Source organism: Mucilaginibacter flavus, from assembly GCF_030409315.1.
Classification (GTDB): Bacteria; Bacteroidota; Bacteroidia; order Sphingobacteriales; family Sphingobacteriaceae; genus Mucilaginibacter; species Mucilaginibacter flavus.
In genome coordinates this window covers 43,700-67,436 of the sequence record NZ_JAUFPS010000012.1, presented here as the reverse complement: position 1 = coordinate 67,436, position 23,737 = coordinate 43,700, and the positions used below count along the sequence as shown (strand labels likewise).

Here is a 23,737-nt window from a genome sequence, read left to right as displayed (position 1 = left end):
GTCAAAAAAGGCTTATTTGCTGGCTAAAAGACGACGCGCTTTTTAAATTGCGCAATAAATAATCTTGGTAAACAGCGCTTAATGAATCGGCCGACCCTTTAAACTCAAACTCGCGATAAACGGCTGTGCCTGTGGTAACAAGGTTTTTTAAAATGGTGAATTTAGATACCACAAATTTCTTTTGGAATTGCCGTTTTTGAAAATGAGGCCACAGCATATTAAACTGATCGGGGTTAAGGCCGCGTGCTATGGTGATGTGTGGCGTGCCGCTGCTTTTACCCACAATATCGCCTAATAACTTAAGCCAGTAGTTATGATGATCGCTGATTTTGAGTTTGGCGTAAATGGTTTTGCTATAGTCATTGTTTTCATTAAAGCAATCAAAGCCATCAATTTCAAAAATAATGGGAGGCAATGCGGTTAGCCTGCGCTCAAACATCGAGAAGCCGTTATCATGCACATGAACCGGATGCCGTGGATAGTTATTGGTAGTAATATGAGGTTTGGAGCTTGCGCCCGGATAATCGCCGATGATCCGTTTGGATCCATTTTTTAATTTAACAATATCCGTATTCACATGATCCGGTAATGATAACACGAAGTGAAAAAATGGCGAATTCATATTTCTAATTATTAAATTGTTTAAAATAAATTGAACTGGTCCTGGCCCGCTACGTCTATCCGACCAGCTTCGATGTTATTTGCCCCTATAAAACCTGTTTTGTTTTTAAAGCCGAAGGATTTAAAAAACTCCCATTTGGCATACGCGTCAAAAGTATCGCGCTTTACCACCGTCAAGGCGTTTATCCAAAATGGTTCAACTAATTTTTTATGCCTGAAATGCGGCCACAGCATATTAAACTGTTCCTCGGGCACATCGCGTACTACAGTAATATGAGGGGCAATATTCTTTTTGATCTTTAGCTTTTTCTTCAATTGGTTAAACCATTCGTCACTCGCCGGTGTAGATCGGATATTGCCGTATATCGTCATCTTTTTATGCAGATGCGTAAAATGGGCAAAGCCATCCCAATGCAATAATACCGGCGGCAATTGAGCCAGTGTTTGCTCCATCAACTCTACATTTTTATCGGCCATGAACGGTTTCTGCCGCTCCATATGCATGATAGAAATATGGGCCGGAGAATTGATGCTTTTGTAATTGCCAATAATTTTAGCCGAAGCTTTTTTATAGCGAGATATTTCATGCTTAATAGCCTCAGGTGGCGAAAGGAGCATTAAATAATCTTCGTACATCGGCATAGCTATCGTTATTGATAAATCAAAATTGCTAAAAATATTAGTAAAATCGCAAATTTATTTTCACATTTGTTTTATGGATCAAAAGCGACACATTGTACACATCGATCTCGATTCATTTTTTGTATCGGTTGAGCGGAAGTTTAATCCCGCGCTCATTGGCAAGCCTGTACTTATCGGTGGCTCGGCCGAGCGTGGAGTAGTGGCTTCGTGTAGTTATGAAGCGCGTAAGTTTGGTATCCATTCGGCCATGCCCATGAAACAGGCGATGAAACTGTGTCCCGAAGCTATCATCGTGCGGGGTACGCATGGGCGTTACTCAGAGGCTTCACGCGAGGTTACCGAAATTATTCACGATGCTGTGCCGCTATATCAAAAGACGTCGGTAGATGAGTTCTATATCGATCTGACAGGAATGGATCGTTTTTACGATTGTTTTAAAATTGCTTGCGATTTGCGGCAACGGGTAATCAAAGAAACCGGGCTGCCAATATCTTTTGGTATGGCATCGGGCAAAACAGTTGCAAAAATGGCCACCAACGCGGCCAAACCCAACGGACAACTTTGGATAAAACACGGCGAAGAAATTAAATTTCTGGCTCCTTTACCCATTAGTAGGATTCCTGGCCTGGGCGAAAGTACAAGCCAAAAATTGTATCGATATGGCATTGAAAAAATAGGAGATTTGCAGCGTACCAATATCAAGTTCCTGGAAGCTGTTTTTGGTAAGATGGGTATATATGTTTGGGAAAAGGCGCATGGGATTGATCATAGCGAGATAGTGCCGCATTCTGATAGAAAGTCGATTTCCACCGAACGTACTTTTGATATCAACATTAATGACCAGCGTACGCTTGAAACCATTTTGGTATCCATGACCGAAGAGTTATCCTCAAAACTGCGGCGCGAAAATAAGCTGGCATCCTGCCTGGCTATCAAAATCCGTTACGCCAATTTTGAAACCCATACACAACAGCAAAAAATAGCCCTTACCGCCGCCGAGCATATTTTATTACCCGGCATTAAAAAACTGCTCAAAAAAGCCTGGAATCAACACAGGCCCATCAGGCTAATAGGCGTTAGGTTAAGTGACCTGGCCAGCGGCCGTTACCAGATTAACCTGTTTGAAGACAATGAGGAGCGCATTCGCCTTTACCAGGCTATGGATAACATTAACTTTAAATTTGGCGATAAAACAATATGTAGGGCCGCAGGTATGGAGATTGGTACCCGTAATTTTAACCCGTTTATGAGGGGATAATAGGAGTAAAGATTCAATAAGGTCTTAACTCTTGATTCTAATATCTTGCCTCTTCTAACCGCCGTTGGTCAAAGCTTTGCTACCATTGGTCAAAATATTTTTACCGGGTGGTTGCTGCTTGGTTCTTTTGTTAAAAAAAGAACAAGTTATGGAAACCACACAACGACAAACCTACCTTGATTGGCTCAGGATTATATCCATTATTGGTGTATTGTTTTTTCATTCGGCTATGCCATTTGTGGCCGAAGATGGCTGGCATATCAAAAATGACCAAACCAGTAACCTGATGATGGAATCGAATCATTTTTTGCACCTTTTCAGGATGCCGCTGCTCTTTTTTATTTCTGGTACCGTGAGTTACTACATGATGCAGCGGCGATCTACTTTAAACTTCATCGGCTTACGTTTCCGCAGGCTTTTTATACCGCTGTTAGTGGGCATGTTTATCATTGTGCCGCCGCAAATTTACATGGAACGCATCGCCCATGGTTATCAAGGCAGTTACTGGCATTTTTATGCAAGTGTGTTTAATTTTGTGCCTTATCCTAAAGGAAGTTTTAGTTGGCACCACCTTTGGTTTATTGCCTATTTGTTTATTTACGATTTGATATTCGCGCCCGCGTTTGCCTGGATGGTATCGCCTAAAAGCGAAGGTTTTAAACGAAGTCTGACATTTTTAGCCCGTGGGAAATGGGTTTACGTTTTAGCGCTACCCGGAATTTTGTGGTTTACTTTTACCAGTTGGGATTTGCCCGAAACCAACGATCTGATTCATGATGGCAGCTACTTTATATACTGGTTATTGTTTGTTTTGGCAGGTTTTATTTGTATCCTTCAACCCAAACTGATGGACAGCCTGGAACGCAACCGCCACTTTGCCTTAGCCATTGGTTTTTTAAGTTTGATAACCTGGGAAGTAATGCGCTGGAACGGCATTGAACCAGAACATCCCGGCTGGCCTTTTCAATATATTGGTTTTTCATACGCTTTTACAGCCTTAAGACCAACAATTGCATGGGGCTGGGTATTGGCATTGGTGGGTTATGGTAAATGTTACCTAAACCGCCCCCATAAAACATTAAACTATCTAAACCAGGCGGTATATCCCTTTTATATCCTCCATCAAACGGTTATTGTTTTAATAGCGTATTACATAGTGCAAACGCAAAATGAAAGTATCCTTTCTAAATACATTTATACCGTGGGTATTACATTTTTTGTAACTACGCTTACTTACCATTTATTTATAAAACCCTATGCCTTAACCCGGTTTCTGTTTGGCATGAAGCCTTTGGGGAAGAATCAAGAGGTTAGAGTTAAGAATCAAGACAGCAGTGTTGCATCGAACCCGCGAGTAGGAGAGTCTCTTGCAGTATAGATATTACGGTAATTGCAGATTCTTGGAAAGCAAAACAATTATCATACCTTAAACACAATCAAATTACGATCTTAGTCTTAACTCTTGATTCTTAATTCTTGACTCTTATTCAAAAATGAGGTTTTTCAGAAAGTATATTTTTCCTGCATTATATGGCCTATTGGTATATTTTACTGTTAGGCTGTTGCATGATACCGATATTGGTCAGCATTTTTGGGAAAGGGAATTTTATATCAATGCCATTGAAATGGCATGCTCTATATTAGTAGGCTATTCGGCCATCTATATTTTTGAATGGCTTTTCAGGTATTATGATAGGTGCTGGGCGGTACAGCTTTCTTACAAGGGCGTGGTAAAGGAGCTGGCCATATTGGTAGGGGCAAATATTATACTGGTGAACCTGATATTTATGCCAATGGACATAGGTTTGCACAGCACTCAGGGTTTAGAGCTGATGCCCTGGGCCGATGTTGCCGACATTAACATGATCCCCACGCTTTACGCCATTGTTTATTACGGCATGGCCCGAAGCAGTACCTGGCTAAAGGCTTACGTATTGAATAAGGTTCAATTAGAAAAACTGACTAATGATCAACTGGAAACCGAACTGAAGTTTTTAAAAGCTCAATATCACCCTCATTTGTTGTTCAATGCTTTAAATACCATTTATTTTCAGATGGATGAAGATGTGCCAGGGGCAAAAAAAAGCACAGAGTTGCTATCAAACCTGTTGCGTTATCAGCTATATGACCAACAACTGTTGGTGCCTATACAACAGGAGTTAAAGTACCTTGGCGATTATATTGAACTGCAAACGATAAGGGCAAGTAGTAAAATGCAATTACAGGTAAACTTCGATCCGCATTTGACTGATCAGCAAATTTATCCCCTGTTGATGCTGCCCCTGGTAGAAAACGCTTTTAAGTACGTAGGGGGGAAGTATCAATTAAATATCAGCGCAAGGCTTATCGATAACGAGGTTGTTTTTGCGGTAAGTAACCATGTGCCAGATATGGTTAAGTTATCAAATGAATTTGGCGGAATAGGGCTGGAAAATTTAAGACGCAGGTTACATTTGCTTTATCCGGACAAGCACCAGTTAGCTGCCGGTTTGCAGGATGATTGTTATATGGCCGAATTAAAATTAAAACTTCAAGCATGAAGCCCATCACCTGCATTATTACCGATGATGAACCCTTTGCCCGTAAAGGATTGGAAGGCTACGTTGCCAAAGCCAATTTTTTAGATTTGAAGACGCAATGCGAGGATGCCATGGAATTAGGCACGATGCTGTTGCAGCACCCTGTCGACTTACTTTTTTTGGATATCCAGATGCCCCATTTAAACGGCGTGGATTTTATTAAATCATTGCCCAAACCGCCAAAAGTGATCTTTACCACCGCGTTTAAAGAATATGCTACCGATGGTTTTGATTTGGATGTGTTAGATTACCTGCTTAAACCAATTTCTTTTGAGCGCTTTATGAAGGCCGCGTTTAAGGCCAAAGATTATTTCGATTTGACGAACAATCAATCTGAAGCCACCTACCTGTTTGTAAAGAGCGAGGGTAAGCTGGAAAAAATAATGTTTGAAGATGTGCTTTATATTAAAGGGATGGAAAACTACCTTGAAATTTATACCACAACCCGCAAGGTTATTACCCACAGCACTTTAAAAGCCTTTGCCGATAAACTACCTCAGCGTAATTTTTTGCAAACACATAAATCTTACATTATAGCGAGGGGAAAGGTATCTTCCATAGAAGGTAATACCTTAAATATCGACGGGCACCAGGTACCTATAAGCAGGCAATTACGAGAGCAGGTAATTCATAACCTCATCAATCAAAATAAGCTTTGATTATTTAAGCTCCTTTTTCATCAGCAGATCATTCTGCAAATCGCTGCCCAGCATAAACGGATGGTTGGCAAATAAAGTAAAACCGTTGTGCTGGTAAAAACCTATAGCGTTGTGGTTGTGTTCCCAAACGCCAAGCCAAATGTAATTCATATTTAAATCGATGGCTGTTTGGGTGGCGAAATTTAAAAGATACTGGCCAATTTTTTTGCCATGATGCTCTTTTGATACGTAAATGCGTTCAACTTCCAAGGCATCCTTATCCTGAAATTCAGATTGGGCATCCTCAAAATTCAGTTTAAGATAGCCTGCTACCTCGCCATCAACTAACGCGAAATAAAATTGGGAGTGAGGGTTTTCAATTTCGGAGCGAATGCGTTCTGGGGTAAACGCTTTGGCAGCGTACGCATCCATATTAGCCGGCTCGTTTAACGGACCGAAGAAATAATAAAAAGTATCCCGGCTTATGGTAAGCAGGGCGCCGGCATCTGCCGGGGTTACTTTGTGAAGCTTAATGGTATTGTCCGTCATTCTTTATTAAAAATTACGGCGCAATAATACTTAATTGAACTGTTCTTTCAATCTTACCAATCTATCTATCATCAGGTTTAGTTTTTCCTCCTCGTTTTTAAACATACGGGGCTTTAAGTAAAAGGTGGTAAATAAAAACCAAACGATAATCGAACTGTAAGTGCCTATTTTAAACGCCGTGGATGAATGTTCCAATACCTCAATAAAATATAAGGCAAGCCCCGTGCTGATGAGCAGTATATAGATGTAATAAAACCAGCCAATCACCCTTGAGCGTGTTTTTTGGTATTCTTTTAAGCTTTCTAAATATTCTGATGGATTAAGGGTAGCATCATGCTTGCCCAAAATGTGGTAATGCCTTACGGTTAATGACAGGTACATTAACATGGTAACCAATACTATTAATATACCGGCCGTTGTAACCGTTGATTTAAACGCCAGAAAAAATGTTACGATGGCCGCAAATATGGTGATAGCCACCATAGCCACTATTGTCCAGTACAACTTATTAGTTATGCTGCGAATTCCCTTCTTTACCTGCTTCAGCACCTCATCCACTGAAAGCTGATCTTGCTTTGGCTGTCCCTGCCAAACCGACATCAAATGATCAAAGTCTTTCATACTGGTTATATAATTCTGTTAACTTTTGTTTAATACGATAAATTTTCACCCTCAGATTCCCTTCCGATATACCCGAAACGTCTGCTATTTCGGGGTACGGTACCTCATCAAGTACCAATGTTATAATAATTCTTTCTGATTCTTCCAGTTTAGATATACATTTATATAAAAGCGCCACCTGTTCATTCTTCTCAGAAAACTCCTCTCGTTTTGTTTCGGCTATTTGTTCGGTAAGTTCGTCTTTAGCCTGTCGCTTCTCTGATCGGAGGTAGGTTAAACAGGTATTTACCGCAATACGATAGATCCAGGTAGAGATCATGGCCTGGTTGCGGAATTTATCCAGGTTTTGCCATACTTTTAAAAAGGTTTCCTGTAAAAGGTCGTTCGCGGCATCATCATCGCCGGTATAACCATAGCACAGGTGAAATATCTTTTTAGAATTAGCTTCATATATTTGCTTGAATGCTGCTTCTTTGTTGGCCACTGTTAATAGATTTTTTATTTTAGATTACCGGCAGGTAAATATGTTACAACGGGTAATCACTCTTTTTAAACCAGTTCAATTTTTTCTCGGCGTCGGCTATTAACGTATTGTAGGTATCGGCATAGTCATATTGGAGATCTTCATGCAATTTGCCTATCAGCCCCCGCACCTTTTCAACCTGCCGGGTTAATATTAGTCTGATGGGTTTGTACGATGTGCGCCTGTCGGCGTATTCCAGGTAATTGCTGCAAAAGTTTAGCAATAGTTCTATCTCTGCAGTTTTTGATGCCATAAACTTGGTGTACTTACCCAGCAGCCGTAAAATTTTACGCATGCCTTTAGCCGCGTTGTAACTTAACGAAGGCAACTGACTAAACATAAAACCCGCTTCAGCTTTAACCTTTTCAATAAAGCCGGCCTCGTCATGTGCTTCAAATAAAAGGTAGGCCAACAGCTCTTTATTTTCTTTTTTATAACGGGCCAGTCGCAACAATAACTCGGCAACCTGCTCATTGGGCAGGTGCTGAATTTCCTTTTTGATATGCTGCAATCCGTAGGTAGTAACCGTCATTCTGTTGTTAATTGAGCCAAAATACGGAAAAAATAGAATCAAGAGACAAGAATCAAGAGTTAAGACAGGAAAGTGCCGCTCGTTTGACCTGCGTTACATATTTTTATCTTGGTTCTTGACTCTTAATTCTTGATTCTATTTTTTCCGTACTTTTACGGCTTCAAAAAAATCGATGCAGACAAAAAACAGACTGACGCTGTATATTTTTATCGCCCTTATTTTGGGTGTGATATTAGGCAATATTTACAATACCAATGTAATTAAAAGTATTAATGCCAATATAAGCACTGCCGAAGCCGGCATTAAAAGTATCGATAAAAGTTTAGCCACATCGGCAGATACCACCACTACTGTTTACAAACAATTAAAAACACAAAGGGCTACTTTTGTAAAAGCCCAACAGGATAACACTACACTGCGTGAAGATAAGCTGGAATACTTCAATATTTTAAGTAAGATTTTCCTTAACCTGATAAAAATGGTGGTTGCACCATTGGTATTCACCACGTTGGTTGTCGGCGTAGCCAAAGTAGGGGATATTAAGGCAGTTGGGCGCATTGGCGGTAAAACTATGCTCTGGTTTATCAGTGCTACGTTGGTTTCGTTGTTGTTAGGTATGTTGTTGGTTAACCTGTTTGAGCCTGGCAAAACCATGCACCTGCCTTTACCGGATAGTCACCTGAATACCGGTATAAAAAAATCGGCACTTTCATTAGTAGAGTTTATAGGGCACGTTTTTCCTACAAGCTTTATCAAATCAATGGCCGATAACGAGATATTACAAATTGTGGTATTTGCCATGTTTTTTGGTATCGCCACGGCTGCCATTGGCGAGCAGGGTAAAATAGTGATTAAAGCGATGGATGCCATAGCCCACGTGATCATGAAAATAACAGGTTATGTAATGAAATTGGCTCCATTAGCTGTTTTTGGTGCCATCACCGCGGTAATAGCCAAACAGGGACTTGGTGTGCTTTCAACCTATGGTATTTTTATAGGCGAGTTTTATTTTTCGCTGGTTTTGCTTTGGCTTCTAATTATACTGGCGGGGTTTGTAGTGTTGCGCAAACCGGTTTTCAGGTTAATTAACAGCATCAAAGATGCCATGCTGATTGCCTTTAGTACTTCTACAAGTGAGGCCGCATACCCCAAAGTTTTGGTTGAACTGGAAAAGTTTGGCTGCAGCAATAAAATTGTAAGTTTTGTTTTGCCGCTGGGTTATTCCTTTAACCTGGATGGCTCAATGATGTACATGACCTTCGCGTCGTTGTTCCTGGCACAATCATATGATATTCATTTATCATTTGGTCACCAGTTATCCATGCTGTTGGTACTGATGCTTACCAGCAAAGGTGTTGCAGGCGTACCGCGGGCATCGCTGGTGGTCATTGCCGGTACGTTATCAATGTTCAATATCCCCGAAGCCGGATTGTTTTTGCTGATAGGTATTGATCCGATTTTGGATATGGGCAGATCGGCAACCAATGTGCTTGGTAACGCAATGGCAACGGCTGTGGTAAGTAAGTGGGAGGGCGAATTAAAAAAACAGCCAGAGGATACAGTAATTTAATACCTAATAAATAAAAAATAGTCATTGCGAGGCACGAAGCAATCTCCAACTATATAGAGTAGGCTTGTATGGTTGCTCAGCTAATCGGGGATTGCCTCGTTCCTCGCAATGACGGATGGATAAAATCAATAATTCACTAACTCAATAATTCACTAATTAAAAGATGTCTTCAACTTCAAAAAAAATATTCTTAACCATGGTTGTTGTGGTACCTTTTATAGTGTACTGCGTTTATTATTACAGCATGATGATCAAGAATGCGCCTTACCGTTATTCTGATTTTCAGTCGCTTTCAATTCAGTACGGTATTAAGGATAGCCTGGTAAACAAATACGATTCAAAAACACGCGAATATCAGTATCTCAATAAAAGGGATTCATTGGTAAAGCTAAACGTTAGGTTAACTGATGATGATTTATTATACCTGCACCGCAAGGCAGCCGACCTGGGCTTCTGGGATTTTCCTTCCAATGAAACCGGTGATACTACAGGTAAGGAAAAACCTGTACGTTACATCATCGAGTTTAAATACAAAAAGAAAAGTAAGCGCGTGGTGTTTGATTCAAACTTTGTAGGCGACCCTAAATTAATTGATGCCAACAAGCAATTGATCAAAGAAATAGATCAGAGTTTAACTACAGCCGAAACCAGGCTGAAAAATAATAAGTAACAGGGTTGTATATTAAGGAATCAATTTCTATATTTGCACCTCGAATTTTAAAACAAATAATTAACAAACATGTACGCAATAGTAAGTATAGCCGGACAGCAATTCAAAGTTGCAAAAGACCAGCAGATCTTTGTACACAGGTTACAAGGTGACGAAGGCGCTAGTATTGAATTTGACAGTGTATTGTTAGCAGAAAACGAAGGCGCATTCAAATTAGGTTCTGATTTGAAAGGTGCTAAAGTTTCAGCTAAGATCTTGTCTCATTTAAAAGGTGATAAAGTAATCGTTTTCAAAAAGAAACGTAGAAAAGGTTACAAAAAGAAAAACGGTCACCGTCAACAATTTACCAAGATCGAGATCACCGGTATTACATTATAATTAAAGGTTTAAACCGAGCTGTTTTATCAGCTCATAAAAGATATAAACAATGGCACACAAAAAAGGGGCCGGTAGTTCCAGAAACGGCCGCGAATCGCATAGCAAACGTTTAGGTATCAAAATTTTCGGTGGTCAACCAGCAATTGCAGGTAATATCATCGTTCGTCAACGTGGTACCCAACACAACCCAGGCGTTAACGTAGGTATTGGTAAAGACCATACTTTGTTCGCTTTAGCCGAAGGTATTGTAGTTTTCCGCAAAAAAGCTGATAACCGTTCATACGTTTCTGTTGTTCCTGCAACAGAAAAAGTTGCTGAAGTTGCAGCGCCTGCACCAGTTGCAGCTCCGGTTGTTGAAGAAGCTCCAAAAGCAAAGAAAGCAGCAGCACCAAAAGCTAAAAAAGCAGCAGATGCTGAAGAAGCAGTAGCTGAGTAATTAGCAAAAGCTTTTAGATATTAAAAAACCCTGGTCAATTTTGATCAGGGATTTTTTGTTTAAGGAGATTTTGGATGCCCCTTAAAAGTACTGGGTTAATTGTTGGTTATCAAAAGGAAAAGCCCATTGTGAGCTATAAATTCTGTATACTTCAACCATACGATTGCTGTAAATGGTGAAATCGGCGGCTTCGGGAATTAGAAAGGAGGTAAAATAGCTTCTTCACCCTATCATCCTGAGGAACGAAGGATCTTCTTCGCCATGCTAATTGCAGACCTTTATAGCGAAGAAGATTCTTCACTACGTTCAGAATGACAACAATTTTTTTATAGTCCAATGAATAGGCACGAGGCAATATCGTGCTTTACAGGGCAGGTTTGCAAACTCGCGATTACTTCGTACTTCGCAATTATGGTATCAATAGACACAATCATCTATTTCTCGGAAAGTTCTTAATAGTTGCCGTCAGTGATATAATATGGAGCTTTATAAAGAAGAAATACCGTTTTTATTGGGGCACCAAACATAGCCCCAATAAAAACGGTAGCCATCTCATTTACTCAGTAATCAGCTTTTTTAAATAAAAAGTATCCGGATCAATAACCGGTGCCGTTGCGCTCTTTATCCTAATCCCTTTTTTATCTAACGTATAGCGTTTGGTAACCCCGTCAGCGGTGACATCAACAGGTAAAGGCATATCTATATTTTGTAATTGTACCAGGTACATATCACGTGGCTGTGCTTTTACGTGTATTTCGAGCTTGTTGATGGAGTAGATGTATAGATCGAATAACGGTTTCAGATCAATACCCGCCGCTTTGCTGAAATACTCCTGTACGTCGGCAGTGGTAACCAAATTGCTGTAAGTATACTTCGGACTGGTTACAAAGCCTTTTATGGTAGGGAAGAAAACGCTATCGCCCATAATATACCTTAGCGTGTGCATAAAGAACGCGCCCTTGCCATAGATATCGCCATTGTAGGCCGCTTCTTCGTCAATATCCTTACCAACAACCAAAGGAATCTTGTTGCCAAATGAAAGCGAGGCTTGTGCGAAATGTTTATTATAAGCCTTTTCGCCCTCCAGATCGCGGATTGGCATGGCATCGCCAAATGTACAGATGCCCTCGTGAATCCAGTAATCGGCCCAGTCTTTAGCCGTAACTTTATTGCCCCACCACTCATGGCCAAACTCGTGATGCATCAGCCAGTCAAAATCCTGGCCGGCCAGTTTGGTGTACCTGAATTTATTCCCGTAAGCATTCATGGTTTGGTGTTCCATGCCCAGATGCGGCGTTTCGGCAATGCCTATTTTCTCTTTCGCCCATGGGTATTCGCCAAAGTATTTTTCCTGTATGTGGATGGTGCGCTCAAAAATATCCAAATGATGGTTCGCTTTTGATGCATCTTCTTTTAATATATAAAACTGGATAGGCACGGTGTTGCCGGCAACTGTTTTATACTGCCTGCTCACTACAGTATAATCGCCTGCATTAAACAGAATACTATAGTTGTTGATACTGTAATTAGTTTTCCAATGATAAGTTGCCGTATTGTTTTGTTTAGTAACCTTTTGCAACAAACCCGGACCGCATACCACCAAATCTTTAGGAACGGTAATAATCATATCCACACCCTCGTTTGGTTCATCAGAAGGATGGTCTTTACACGGAAAATACAGCTTGCCACCGGTTCCTTCGGCAGTAATAGCAACCCAGGCATGCCCGGTTGAATCTTTGGCCCATATGAAGCCGTCATCCCAAGGCGGGCGACGTGCAACATGTGGCTTACCGCCATAAATAACCTTTACGCTTGCCTTACCGGCGGGTAGTTCTTTAGTGGTATTGATCGTAATAAGATTGTTTTGATAAGTAAAAGGCTCTTTTTTGCCATTCACCAATACGTTACTTACGTTTAAAGAATCTAACAAATCAAACAGTAAAACCTTAGTTGGCTGCGCCATAATTACATCAATGGTAGTAAAACCATCAATGGTTTTTTGAGCAGGATCAACCGCCAGCGAAATGGTGTAATGTCTTACATCCATAATAGCCTGCTCGGGTTTAAGTTTACCGCCAGAGGTTAGGGTTTGGGCGTTGGTCAACACTACGGCAAGTAGCGCCAATGTTGTGAGTATCGTTTTTTTCATTTAGTTATTTTATTCACCTAAAGTGAAGATGATTGGGACTATGTATCGTGATCTAAGAAGCTGTTTAAAATATATAGAATCCGTCATTGCGAGGTACGAAGCAATCCCCCGGAAGCAAATCCGCTCTGTACAGTAGGGGATTGCTTCGTACCTCGCAATGACGTTTGGGATATTGCAGTTTTGTTTAACGTTTTTGAGTAGCTTCTTGCAAATTATTATCCCTAAATATAATCAATACTCCCTTACCAGCAAATTATCAGCAAACTGACGCAGGTATTGGCGGCGGTCTTCGGGCAGGTTGATTTTATCTAATGCGTTAAAGGCCATTTCGGCGTATGATTGCATCGCTTCTTCAGCATATTGCCTGATATCTAATTGATTGTATATGGCAGTAACCGCTGTAACCTTCTCTGTGGCATCAAATTGCTCAACAGTAAGCCAATTGTTCAGTGTGGCAGCTTGATCGCCTTTGGCAAGCTCAAGCGCTTTAATAAGCAGGTATGTTTTTTTGTTGGAGATGATATCGCCGCCAACCTGTTTGCCAAACTTTTCGGGATCTCCATACACATCTAAAATGTCATCCTGTAGCTGGAAAGCTATGCCGAGGTTAACACCAAAATCATATAGTAGTTGTGCATCGTTTGCGCTGGCACCGCCTATGATAGATCCTATTTTAAGCGTTCCGCCCAACAATACCGCTGTTTTAAGGCGAATCATGTTGATGTATTCTTCTATTTCTACATTAGTAAGTTGCTCAAAGCTCATGTCAATTTGCTGTCCTTCGCATACACCAATGGCCGTTTCGTTAAAAACATTCATTACCGGGCGTAAAATGGCGTCGTCAACCATCATCATAAGCTTGTTGGCCTCAACCATCATGGCATCGCCGGATAGGATAGCTACGTTGGCGTTCCATTTTTCGTGAACAGTTACTTTACCACGGCGTAGGGGGGCTTTATCCATGATGTCATCATGCATCAGTGTAAAGTTGTGGAACACCTCAATAGCCATGGCCGGTTCAATAGCGCTCTCCACATCGCCGCCAAATAAATCACAAGCCATCAACAGCAGGGCAGGGCGCAGGCGTTTGCCGCCCAGTGCCAGTATATAACTTATAGGTTCGTAAAGGTCGGCAGGATAGGACGGAAAAGTAAGTTTATCTACGGCCTCGCTCACCAAGGCGTGTAGTTCTGTAAGTTGTTTCATGTATTTGTTAATAGTTGATTGAGTTGGATTAAGTTGATGGGTTGGAGTGAGTTGATTGAGTTGGATTAAGTTGATTAGGTTGGACTAAGTTGATTGAGTTGGATTATCTAAGGACGAGACAGGGGGAATCTCCATGTCACTTATTCAATCTAATCTAACTCAATCAACCATTCGCTTATTCAACTTAATCCAACCCAATCAACCACTCACTTAATCAACCAGCCCTCAATCCTGTACTAAAGAAAAATCAATCTGTTTTTTGGTTAAATCTACATGTTTAACACGGATGCGCACTTCGTCGCCAAGCTGGTAAACTTTCTTTTTACGTTGACCGATAATGCAATAGTTTTTTTCATCCAAAGTATAAAAGTCATCGGATATATCGCGCAGGCGAATCATGCCCTCGCATTTGTTTTCGATGATCTCTACATACATGCCCCATTCGGTAACGCCCGAGATAATGCCGGTGAACATGTTGCCCACCTGATCTCTAAGGTATTCTGCCTGTTTGTATTTTACAGAAGCTCGTTCAGCATCAGCGGCCTTTTTCTCCATCTGCGAGCTATGGCTGCACAGTTTTTCATAATGCTCGGCATTGGCAGATTGCCCGCCGTTTAAATAATGGAATAACAGCCTATGAACCATCACATCCGGGTACCGGCGTATAGGCGAGGTAAAGTGCGTGTAATGGTCAAAGGCCAAACCGTAGTGGCTGGTTGTTTTGGTGGTATAAATAGCTTTGGCCATCGACCGGATAGCCAGGTGTGTAAGCACATTCTGCTCTTTTTTACCTTCCACATCTTCCATCAAAAAGTTAAGCGATTTGGCCGTTTCCTTGTCCGATTTGGTGTTGATCTTATATCCAAACCTGGCAGCAAACTGCGCAAAATTGGCTAATGAATCGGGTTTGGGCGAATCGTGGGTGCGGTACACAAAAGTATATTTATGTTTGCCTTTACCCATTTTGCTCACATGCTCGGCTACCTTACGGTTGGCAAGCAGCATAAAATCTTCAATAAGCTTGTGGGCATCCTTACGTTCCTTTACATATACGCCGGTAGGTTTGCCAGTTTCATCCAGTTTAAATTTAACCTCAGTAGTTTCAAAGCTGATAGCGCCGTTTTTGAATTTACGATCGCGTAGTTTGTAGGCTAAGGCGTTTAGTTTCAGGATCTCATCTTTAAAGTCGCCTTGCTGGCTTTCAATAACTTCCTGTACTTCCTCATAGGTAAAGCGCCGGTCAGAATAGATAATGGTTTTACCGTACCATTCGTTTTGAATAAAAGCGTTTTCGTCTAATTCAAAAACAGCCGAGAAGCATAGTTTTTCTTCTTTAGGGCGAAGCGAACATAAGCCGTTTGATAAACGCTCGGGCAGCATGGGGATAACCCTGTCAACCAGGTAAACCGATGTTGCTCTGTCCAATGCTTCTTTATCCAAAGCAGAATCGGGAATGATGTAATGTGATACATCGGCGATGTGCACGCCAACTTCGTAGTTGCCGTTCTCCAATACCTTGAACGATAAAGCATCGTCAAAGTCCTTAGCGTCAAATGGGTCGATAGTGAAAGTGGTAATATCTCTGAAATCCCTACGGCGGGCAATTTCTTCTTTGGTGATCACGTCAGAAATTTCTTCCGATTCGTGTTCAACCTCGGCGGGGAATGATAAAGGAAAACCGTATTCGGCCAATATGGCGTTCATTTCGGTATCGTTTTCGCCTTGCGCGCCAAGAATGTGTTTAATCCTGCCGATGGGGTTTTTAGCGTCAACAGGCCAATCTGTGATCTCGGCAACAGCTTTGATGCCGTTTTTAGCCCCGTTAAGCTCTGTCATGGGGATAAAGATATCGTGCATCATTTTGCGGTCATCAGGAATAAAAAACGCGAAACGTTCAGAGAGTTTTACCACACCGGTAAACTCCATTTTAGCACGTTGCAGAATTTCAATGATCTCACCTTCTTTGCGTTTACCCTTGGTTTTGGCGTAAACATAAACCTTTACGCGGTCGCCATTAAGCGCATTGCGCAATTTGCGTGGTGCAATGAAAATATCGCCCTCTAATTCATCATCGGTAATTATAAATGCCGAACCATCATTGGTAAGGTCAACCTTGCCTTCAACAAAGGTTTTAAGTTCAAGTAACTGGAATTTGCCCGGAGAAATCTCTTTTAGTACGGATTTAAAAGCCTCTTCCTTTAAAATATCGAATATGATTTCGCGCGATTCGGGATCGCGTACGTTTAGTTTAGCAGAAACTTGTTTGTAATTAAGCGGCGTATTGCCGTTTTGCTCAAATATATCAAGCACCATTTGGGTGAGTACCTGTACTATAGATGAGTTATTTTTCTTTTTTTTAGACATACAAAAGTATTTGCGCTAAGATACGGAAATATAGTATTTAAGGGGAATTTGCCGTTTTAACACGTTGGATTGTAATGCTGGATTATAATTAAGGTAAGTTGAGTTGAACTCCTATGGAGTTCTAAAATTGTGTTTGTATTTTCTACAAAGCTTTCATCCCTCTGGGATGCTTTTCACGCGGGATATAGTTTCGGCAAATACGAGTTTTAAGATCTGCTACACTTGATAGGCTGTCCCAGAGGGACAAAAGCTTTGTAGAAGTAATTAAAAGGAAGAAAAATGCTCCAGCGGAGCATGACTTTAGCCATCGATTTACCCCTGTGGTATTGAGGCTATCAAATTCTTAGTATACGCTTCCTTAGGGCGATAATAAATATCATCGGGATATCCGGTTTCAATTATCTCGCCTTTATTCATTACCATCATTCTGTCGGAGATGTGTTTGATAACTGCCAGATCATGAGATATAAATATATAGGTGAGCCTAAATTCCTCCTGCAACTCGCGGATAAGGTTCAATACCTGCGCCTGTACAGATACATCTAAGGCCGATACAGATTCATCACAAATGATAAACTTGGGCTGCAACGCCAACGCCCTCGCGATAACTATACGCTGCCTTTGCCCGCCCGAGAACTCATGCGGGTATCGGTTAAAATGATCGGGCGAGAGGTTTACACGTTCCAGTAGGTCAAATACGTGTTTTTTGCGTTTGGTATCGCTGGTGTAAAATTGGTGTATCTGCAACGGTTCCATTAACGACTGGCCAACGGTGAGCCTCGGGTTTAATGACGAATACGGGTCCTGGAAAATAATCTGTATGTTACGGCGAATCTCCCGCAGATCGTTCTTTTTTAAACTCCGCAAATCGGTGTTTTCAAAACTGATATTGCCTGCGGTCGGTTCTATCAATCTTAAAATGGTTCGGCCCAGCGTAGTTTTACCGCAACCCGATTCGCCTACCAGTCCTAAGGTTTCGCCGGGGTAAACATTAAAGCTTACATTATTTACAGCTTTAACCACTTTAGTTGATTGCCCAAACAAACCGTTTTTAACCGGGAACCAGGTTGATAGTTCGTCTATTTTTAGCAGCGGCGATTGTTTATACAACGCCGCTTTTCTATCTTCAATTTCCTGTGAAGGGTAGTGGTATTTTAACCTGATGCTTTCAATGGTGGTCGATGGCGTATCGGCCGGGTTATCCCCGTCAAAAAAATCGGCCACAATGGGCAGTTTTTTTAAATGCTGGCGAGGTGATGGCCTGCAAGCGAGTAGCCCCTTGGTATAGGGATGTTGGGGATTGGCAAACAGATCGCTTACTTTGGCTTCCTCCACAATTTCGCCTTTGTACATCACCATCACACGGTCGGCAATTTCTTTAATTACGCCCAAATCGTGCGATATAAATATCAAACTCATATGCCTTGTCGCTTTTAAACTCAGCAGCAGTTCTATAATGGTTTTTTGTACGGTTACATCGAGCGCGGTGGTGGGTTCATCGGCTATCAATATTTCGGGGTTGCAGCAGAGGGCCATTGCAATCATTACCCTTTGCTTTTGCCCGCCAGAAATCTGGTGCGGATAACTATCAAAAATAGCTTCGGGGCGGGGGAGTTGTACTTCTTTGAAAAGCTCGATTGTTTTGGCTTTTGCCTCGGCCTTTGATACCCCCAAATGCAGCCGGATAGCCTCTGTAAGTTGAAAACCACAGGTAAGCACCGGGTTAAGCGAAGTCATAGGCTCCTGGAAAATCATAGCCATGCGGTTACCGCGGATGTGCCGCATTTCGGCTTCAGGTATTTTACAAAGGCAAACACCGTTCAACAATACTTCGCCTTTAATGATAGCCTGCTCTGTATTCAGTAGGCGCATCAATGCCAGTGAGGTAACCGATTTGCCCGAGCCGGATTCGCCAACTATGCCAATGGTTTCGCCTTTGTTTAAACTAAAAGATATGTTTTTAACAGCCTTAAATAAGCCATCGCCGGTTTTAAAACTAACTTCAAGGTCTTTTATTTTCAGCATTATTACCCAACTATGGTTATCAGTTCGTCCTTAATCAACTCCTCGCCGCGGTAACGCCGGATGAGTTGCGCGGTAGCTACTACATCTTTTTGGCAATAAGTACAAATACGGTCAAGCTGTTGTTCTTTCCAATAAACATGCCCAACCATGCTGCCGTCAATATCGTCTTTTGGGGTAGGGATATCAAAAATGGCCGTAAGCAGGTTTAACGATGTATAGTTTTTATAATCGCCAAATTTCCAAAGTTCCATGGTATCCAGGTGGATAATTTCCCAGGGCTTTTTACCTGCAAGTTGCAACTGCGATGGAAAAGGCAGCCCGTTAATCAACAACCGGCGACAGATATACGGAAAATCAAACTCCTTACCATTATGGGCCACCATCACCAGGTTTGCAGGTTGATTGAATAGTAAGGCAGAAAACCGGGTAAGCACATCTTTTTCATCGTGCCCGGCAAATGATTTTACTCTTAAGCCAACAGTATCTTTATTACCGGTAAAAATACCCACCGAAATGCAAACTATTTTGCCAAACTCGGCCCATATACCGGCGCGTTCATAGTAGTTCTCGGCAGTTTCTTCCTTACGCTGATATTGGGTTTTTAGGTCCCACAGTTTTTGCAAATTAGGCGGCAGTTCATCATGAGTACCATACTGCGGCACCGTTTCAATATCAATTACCAGTAAATTATGCAGATCGTACTGCTCAAGCATGCTATAGTTGTTTATGGAGCCAATATAATGAATGTTTTAGCTTGAGTGGTTTTACGTATTAGGTTTTAGGTTATACGGATGTAATTTTATCAATTAAGTAAAAGTAGGGTTTCATACCACCTAATTATTTCGAAGAAATAAGGNTCACCTTTCACCTTTCACCTTTCACCTTTCACCTTTCACCTTTCACCTTTCACCTTTCACCTTTCACCTTTCACCTTTCACCTTTCACCTTTCACCTTTCACCTTTCACCTTTCACCTTTCACCTTTCACCTTTCACCTTTCACCTTTCACCTTTCACCTTTCACCTTTCACTTGCTCAATACCTCAAAACCAATATTTACCGTGTTGCCATTACCATCAACCAAGGTAAGTATATGCTTGCCTGGCGGAGGGTTTAAGGCCATCTGGTGAAAATCTTTAGTTTCTCCCACGTATTGATCATCCAGGTGCCAGAAAATTTTCATGCCGGGGAGGCGGTGGGCTGCATTGCAAATCATACGGCCGCGGGTGCCGTCGGCTTCAAGCGGGACGTATATCTTAGCGCCGTCTTTGGGGTAAATCACTTCCATGGCGTTCCCGTTCTCGGCTTGTGTGCAACCGTCCCTAAAAGGTGGCAGCACATGATATTGATAATTACGTGCCTTGTAATAATACTCCATGGATGGTGGCAGCACAAACCATTTTTTGTTGATCATCATATCCGGCGATTCGCAGTTACCATTTACCTGGTATTTGCCATCGGCAGATAGATGTATAAGTTGATGATAAGGGCATACGGGGGCTTTCAAGCCACTTTTAGGTACCAGCATATCGTCAACATCTTCACAATATTGCCCGGCGCGGTATCCGCTTTGATGGCACACAGATATCCTCACCATTTCACCGGCAGGCATTTCAAACCAATCGCGCGATACGGGCAGCAGTCTGAAAATCTCGAACAGGGCAGGAGCAGCGGTATTGATGCCCGTTAATCCTGGCCGGCCTTCGCCATCGGTATTACCCACCCAAACGCCTACCACATATTTAGGGGTAATGCCAATAGCCCAGCCATCCCTGAAACCGAAACTGGTACCGGTTTTCCAGGCCACACGCTGCGTTGAGCTAAACTGTTGCCACAGCATTTCTTCGCCGGGACGCATTACCTCTTCCATCGCCTGGAAGGTATAATAAATGGAAGCTGCATCAAGCAGGCCTGCTTTTTCTAACTCTGGTTTTGTATCGGGCTGTTTACTGTAAACGGGGTTATGAAAATCTAAAGGATTATACAGGCCTTCGTACTTGTTGTAATGATTAAGTACCCGGGCCATATCTGCGTAAGCCCCGCTCAATTCCCATAAAGTATTTTCGCCACCACCTAATATTAAGGAAAGGCCGTAATGGTCTGCCGGTTTAGTTAGGGTAGTGATGCCTGCCTTGTGTAAAAAGTCATAAAACCGTTCATACTTAAATTGCTGCAACATTTTAACAGCGGGTACATTAAGCGAACGTGATAAAGCCCGGGATGCCGGTACCGCGCCATCATAACCCAAATCAAAATTCTCCGGGTGATAGCCGGCAATCAGCGTTGGTACGTCGGGTAGCAGGCTATTGGGTAAAATGAGGCCGCTGTGTAGCATCGAAGCGTACAACAAAGGTTTTAAGGTACTTCCCGGGCTCCGTGGCGCATCAATTACATCCACATCACTTTCCATCTGTGGGTCTTCGTGGTGCGTAATGTTACCTGCATACGCAAGGGTTTGGCCGGTTTCTACATCCAGTACTATCGCCGCTATGTTATTGATATCATTGGCTTTTAGTACCTGGTGGTGCTGTTCTAAAATATCGTTAACCTGTTGTTGTAGTGTTGATTTAATGCTGGTTTGTATACGGGTATCACCAACTGGCCTCGCCTTGTAATCGTTTTTGAAACGTTGTAACAGGTGAGGAGCAAGCGATGGCAGGGGCATGGGCCGCTCCGGCACTGGTTCTAACTTAGCTAAATTCGCTGTGGTGCTATCAATAATTCCCTGCTTGTATAGCCGGTTAAGTAATAAATTGCGTTTCCTTTGTAAAATAAGCCTGTTCCTGCCGGGATGCACCAGTGATGGCGAATTTGGCAAAACCGCCATGGCTGCCATTTCGCCCCAGGAAAGTTTATCAGGGCTACGACCAAAATATCGCCACGAGGCAGCATCCAAACCTATCACGTTTGTACCAAAGGGGGCATTGCTGGCATATAGTGCCAGGATACTTTTTTTGCTGTGGGTAAGTTCAAGCCGCAAAGCCATGAATATCTCTATAAACTTATTCCATATGCTGCGCTTATGCCGCGTAGCCAGCCTGATCACCTGCATGGTGAGTGTACTGCCGCCGCTGGTTACTTTTTTTGAGGTGATGTTTTGCTTTAGCGCCCTGCCAAAAGCAAGCGGGTCAAAACCGGGGTGATGTTCAAAGCGTTTATCTTCAAAAGCGATAATACACTGTTTGAATTTTTCGGGTACGCTATCGTTATAAGGAAAACGCCACTGGCCGTCCTGCGCAATGGACGCGCCCAATAATTGCCCTTGGTCATCGTCAATTACGTACGATGTAGGACTTTTGAAGAGGGGATTTGGTAAACAAAACGCAAATAGCAGGGTTAATGCAAACAGTATTACCAGTATAAATATTACTTTTGGTTTTTTTAAGTAAGTTTTAATTCGCGTTGAAACGTTTTGCATTAATTATATTTTCAATAAAGATATATTAAAGCGCTATACAGCCACAATACCCGGCTATCATATAGTTTGATTAAATACAATAATGACCATACAAAAGCTATCAATTATTATCCCTGCCTATAACGAAGGTAATACCATACACTTAATTTTAGATAAAATTAAAGCTGTTGCCCTTACCAATGATATTGAAAAGGAAGTAATTATAGTAAACGATTGCTCAGCTGATAATACGGAGTTCGCGATTAACGCCTATCAACACGCCAATCCCAATCTTAATATTCAATATTTTAAGCACGAGGTAAATAAAGGCAAAGGTGCGGCGCTACACACCGGTATCTCTAAAGCAACCGGCGAATACCTCATCATCCAGGATGCTGATTTGGAGTACGACCCCTTTGAATATAATGATTTGCTTAAACCGGTAATCAATGGCTTTGCCGATGTTGTTTTTGGATCGAGGTTTATGGGGAGTAATCCGCATCGTATTTTGTTCTTTTGGCACACCATTGGCAACCGGTGGCTTACATTTGCTTCTAACATGTTCAGCAATCTCAATTTAACAGATATGGAAACCTGTTATAAGCTGTTTGATACCAAAATGATACAGAGCATACAACTTACCGAAAAACGTTTCGGGTTTGAACCAGAAGTGACCATCAAAATAGCCCGCATACCTAAGATCAGAATTTATGAGGTTGGTATTTCTTACTACGGCCGTACTTATGAAGAGGGTAAAAAAATAGGATGGAAGGATGGTGTTCGCGCTATTTACTGTATTGTTAAATACGGGCTTTTTAAAAGTAAATAAGGGGTTTCGATCTAAAAATCGGCATTAAAAAAGCGCGACTTCTTGATATGCTGTTCAACTACAACGCTTCCAAAATTCAGGCTATCTAATTTAAAACTGTTTACTATCCAGTTTTTATCCGTTAACAATATACTGTTATCTGTAAATTGCGGGCCGCCTAAACTTGGTATTTGCTTTAGGTTTTCATCTAATCCCTGGCTGGTGGCTTTAGTTAAAGCTTCTTTCCTGGTCCATAGTAAAAAGAAGTTTTCTGGTGAGTGGCTGATAAAGACGGTTTCTGCCGGACTAAAATAATCAGGCAGGATAGACGGAAAATCAAAAGATGGGTCAATTTTTTCTGTATCCACACCAACATCACTATTGGCTATCGCAATCAAAACCCAGTCGGTGGTATGAGATACGTTATATTTAAGTGAAGAGCCTTCTATATATGGTTTCTTGTTAGCATTTGCTTTAAAGATAATCTCAGAAGCGTTTTGATGCAGATACCTGGTCAGTATCAACCTTAAACCTGCACGACTTACAATAAACCTCACCCTGTCTTTTTGCTGCATGTAACGATTGGCACGGGCAATTTCTTCGGGTTGAAGTATCGCTAAATATTTATCAATATCAGCCGATTGATTAGCTATGTTAATTCGCCATATATCAACACCTTCATCTATGTTAAAATTACATTGGCTTGCTACCTGCCACTCATTATCTTCTAAAAAATTAATCTCAACTTCAATCTGGGCCATGCTGCGAAGTTA

Annotated in this window: 22 protein-coding genes; 9 read left to right on the top strand and 13 right to left on the bottom strand. The window is 41.7% G+C overall.

The window, feature by feature from the left end; translation table 11 throughout:
• Position 1: 1 nt before the first annotated feature.
• Positions 2-622: a 2'-5' RNA ligase family protein gene (locus QWZ17_RS02960; RefSeq protein WP_290303413.1), complete on the bottom strand. Its 621-nt coding sequence runs from the start codon at positions 620-622 to the stop codon at positions 2-4.
• A gap of 20 nt (positions 623-642) precedes the next feature.
• Positions 643-1,263: a 2'-5' RNA ligase family protein gene (locus tag QWZ17_RS02955; protein WP_290303411.1), complete on the bottom strand. Its 621-nt coding sequence runs from the start codon at positions 1,261-1,263 to the stop codon at positions 643-645.
• A gap of 73 nt (positions 1,264-1,336) precedes the next feature.
• Between QWZ17_RS02955 and dinB the strand changes: the two genes are divergently transcribed.
• The 4 genes from dinB (at position 1,337) to QWZ17_RS02935 (ending at position 5,759) form a co-directional block, all read left to right on the top strand.
• Positions 1,337-2,521 (top strand): DNA polymerase IV, encoded by a 1,185-nt coding sequence (gene dinB / locus QWZ17_RS02950; RefSeq protein ID WP_290303410.1) that lies wholly within the window; start codon positions 1,337-1,339, stop codon positions 2,519-2,521.
• 148 nt (positions 2,522-2,669) lie between these two features.
• Entirely contained in the window at positions 2,670-3,899 is a 1,230-nt protein-coding gene (locus tag QWZ17_RS02945) for an acyltransferase family protein (RefSeq protein WP_290303409.1), read from the top strand.
• Positions 3,900-4,014: 115 nt separating this feature from the next.
• A complete protein-coding gene (locus tag QWZ17_RS02940; RefSeq protein ID WP_290303408.1) occupies positions 4,015-5,061 on the top strand; it encodes a sensor histidine kinase in 1,047 nt (348 codons plus the stop codon).
• A complete protein-coding gene (locus tag QWZ17_RS02935; protein WP_290303406.1) occupies positions 5,058-5,759 on the top strand; it encodes a LytR/AlgR family response regulator transcription factor in 702 nt (233 codons plus the stop codon). The genes QWZ17_RS02940 and QWZ17_RS02935 overlap by 4 nt, the downstream gene beginning before the upstream one ends.
• Here the strand turns inward: QWZ17_RS02935 and QWZ17_RS02930 are convergent, their stop codons facing one another.
• Genes QWZ17_RS02930 through QWZ17_RS02915 form a run of 4 tightly spaced genes read right to left on the bottom strand, consistent with a single transcriptional unit; the run spans position 5,760 to position 7,963 of the window.
• Positions 5,760-6,287, bottom strand: coding sequence for a GNAT family N-acetyltransferase (locus QWZ17_RS02930; RefSeq protein WP_290303405.1), 528 nt, complete (start codon positions 6,285-6,287; stop codon positions 5,760-5,762).
• 30 nt (positions 6,288-6,317) lie between these two features.
• Positions 6,318-6,908 carry a 6TM ABC transporter family protein gene (locus QWZ17_RS02925; RefSeq protein ID WP_290303404.1) on the bottom strand — a complete coding sequence of 197 codons (591 nt, stop codon included), beginning with the start codon at positions 6,906-6,908 and terminating at the stop codon, positions 6,318-6,320.
• A complete protein-coding gene (locus QWZ17_RS02920; protein WP_290303403.1) occupies positions 6,895-7,392 on the bottom strand; it encodes an RNA polymerase sigma factor in 498 nt (165 codons plus the stop codon). The genes QWZ17_RS02925 and QWZ17_RS02920 overlap by 14 nt, the downstream gene beginning before the upstream one ends.
• Before the next feature lie 43 nt (positions 7,393-7,435).
• Positions 7,436-7,963, bottom strand: a complete 528-nt coding sequence (locus QWZ17_RS02915; protein ID WP_290303402.1) for a hypothetical protein — start codon at positions 7,961-7,963, stop codon at positions 7,436-7,438.
• Between the two features lie 172 nt (positions 7,964-8,135).
• Between QWZ17_RS02915 and QWZ17_RS02910 the strand changes: the two genes are divergently transcribed.
• The 4 genes from QWZ17_RS02910 (at position 8,136) to rpmA (ending at position 11,017) form a co-directional block, all read left to right on the top strand.
• The gene (locus tag QWZ17_RS02910; RefSeq protein WP_290303401.1) at positions 8,136-9,533 is read left to right on the top strand and encodes a dicarboxylate/amino acid:cation symporter; all 1,398 of its coding nucleotides are present in this window, start codon (positions 8,136-8,138) and stop codon (positions 9,531-9,533) included.
• 163 nt (positions 9,534-9,696) lie between these two features.
• The gene (locus QWZ17_RS02905) at positions 9,697-10,203 is read left to right on the top strand and encodes a hypothetical protein (RefSeq protein WP_290303400.1); all 507 of its coding nucleotides are present in this window, start codon (positions 9,697-9,699) and stop codon (positions 10,201-10,203) included.
• 69 nt (positions 10,204-10,272) lie between these two features.
• Positions 10,273-10,581: a 50S ribosomal protein L21 gene (gene rplU / locus QWZ17_RS02900; protein ID WP_290303399.1), complete on the top strand. Its 309-nt coding sequence runs from the start codon at positions 10,273-10,275 to the stop codon at positions 10,579-10,581.
• A gap of 49 nt (positions 10,582-10,630) precedes the next feature.
• Complete coding sequence (gene rpmA / locus QWZ17_RS02895; protein ID WP_290303398.1) at positions 10,631-11,017, top strand: 50S ribosomal protein L27; 387 nt, start codon at positions 10,631-10,633, stop codon at positions 11,015-11,017.
• A 556-nt stretch (positions 11,018-11,573) separates the two neighbouring features.
• On the opposite strand, the gene QWZ17_RS02890 is transcribed toward rpmA, so the two are convergent.
• The 6 genes from QWZ17_RS02890 to pbpC form a co-directional block, all read right to left on the bottom strand.
• Positions 11,574-13,166 (bottom strand): M1 family metallopeptidase, encoded by a 1,593-nt coding sequence (locus QWZ17_RS02890; protein WP_290303397.1) that lies wholly within the window; start codon positions 13,164-13,166, stop codon positions 11,574-11,576.
• Positions 13,167-13,397: 231 nt separating this feature from the next.
• Positions 13,398-14,372 (bottom strand): polyprenyl synthetase family protein, encoded by a 975-nt coding sequence (locus QWZ17_RS02885; protein ID WP_290303396.1) that lies wholly within the window; start codon positions 14,370-14,372, stop codon positions 13,398-13,400.
• Positions 14,373-14,597: 225 nt separating this feature from the next.
• Complete coding sequence (rnr, locus tag QWZ17_RS02880; protein WP_290303395.1) at positions 14,598-16,736, bottom strand: ribonuclease R; 2,139 nt, start codon at positions 16,734-16,736, stop codon at positions 14,598-14,600.
• Positions 16,737-17,048: 312 nt separating this feature from the next.
• Entirely contained in the window at positions 17,049-18,761 is a 1,713-nt protein-coding gene (locus QWZ17_RS02875; RefSeq protein WP_290303394.1) for an ABC transporter ATP-binding protein, read from the bottom strand.
• Between the two features lie 2 nt (positions 18,762-18,763).
• On the bottom strand, positions 18,764-19,474 hold the full coding sequence (locus QWZ17_RS02870) for a 3'-5' exonuclease (RefSeq protein ID WP_290303393.1): 711 nt from the start codon (positions 19,472-19,474) through the stop codon (positions 18,764-18,766).
• Between the two features lie 312 nt (positions 19,475-19,786).
• Positions 19,787-22,177, bottom strand: coding sequence for a penicillin-binding protein 1C (gene pbpC, locus QWZ17_RS02865; RefSeq protein WP_290303392.1), 2,391 nt, complete (start codon positions 22,175-22,177; stop codon positions 19,787-19,789).
• Between the two features lie 82 nt (positions 22,178-22,259).
• Here pbpC and QWZ17_RS02860 point away from each other — a divergent pair, with 82 nt between their 5' ends.
• Entirely contained in the window at positions 22,260-22,985 is a 726-nt protein-coding gene (locus QWZ17_RS02860) for a glycosyltransferase family 2 protein (protein ID WP_290303391.1), read from the top strand.
• 11 nt (positions 22,986-22,996) lie between these two features.
• Here QWZ17_RS02860 and QWZ17_RS02855 read toward each other — a convergent pair whose 3' ends face one another.
• Positions 22,997-23,725, bottom strand: a complete 729-nt coding sequence (locus QWZ17_RS02855; RefSeq protein WP_290303390.1) for a 4'-phosphopantetheinyl transferase family protein — start codon at positions 23,723-23,725, stop codon at positions 22,997-22,999.
• Between the last annotated feature and the right edge of the window lie 12 nt (positions 23,726-23,737).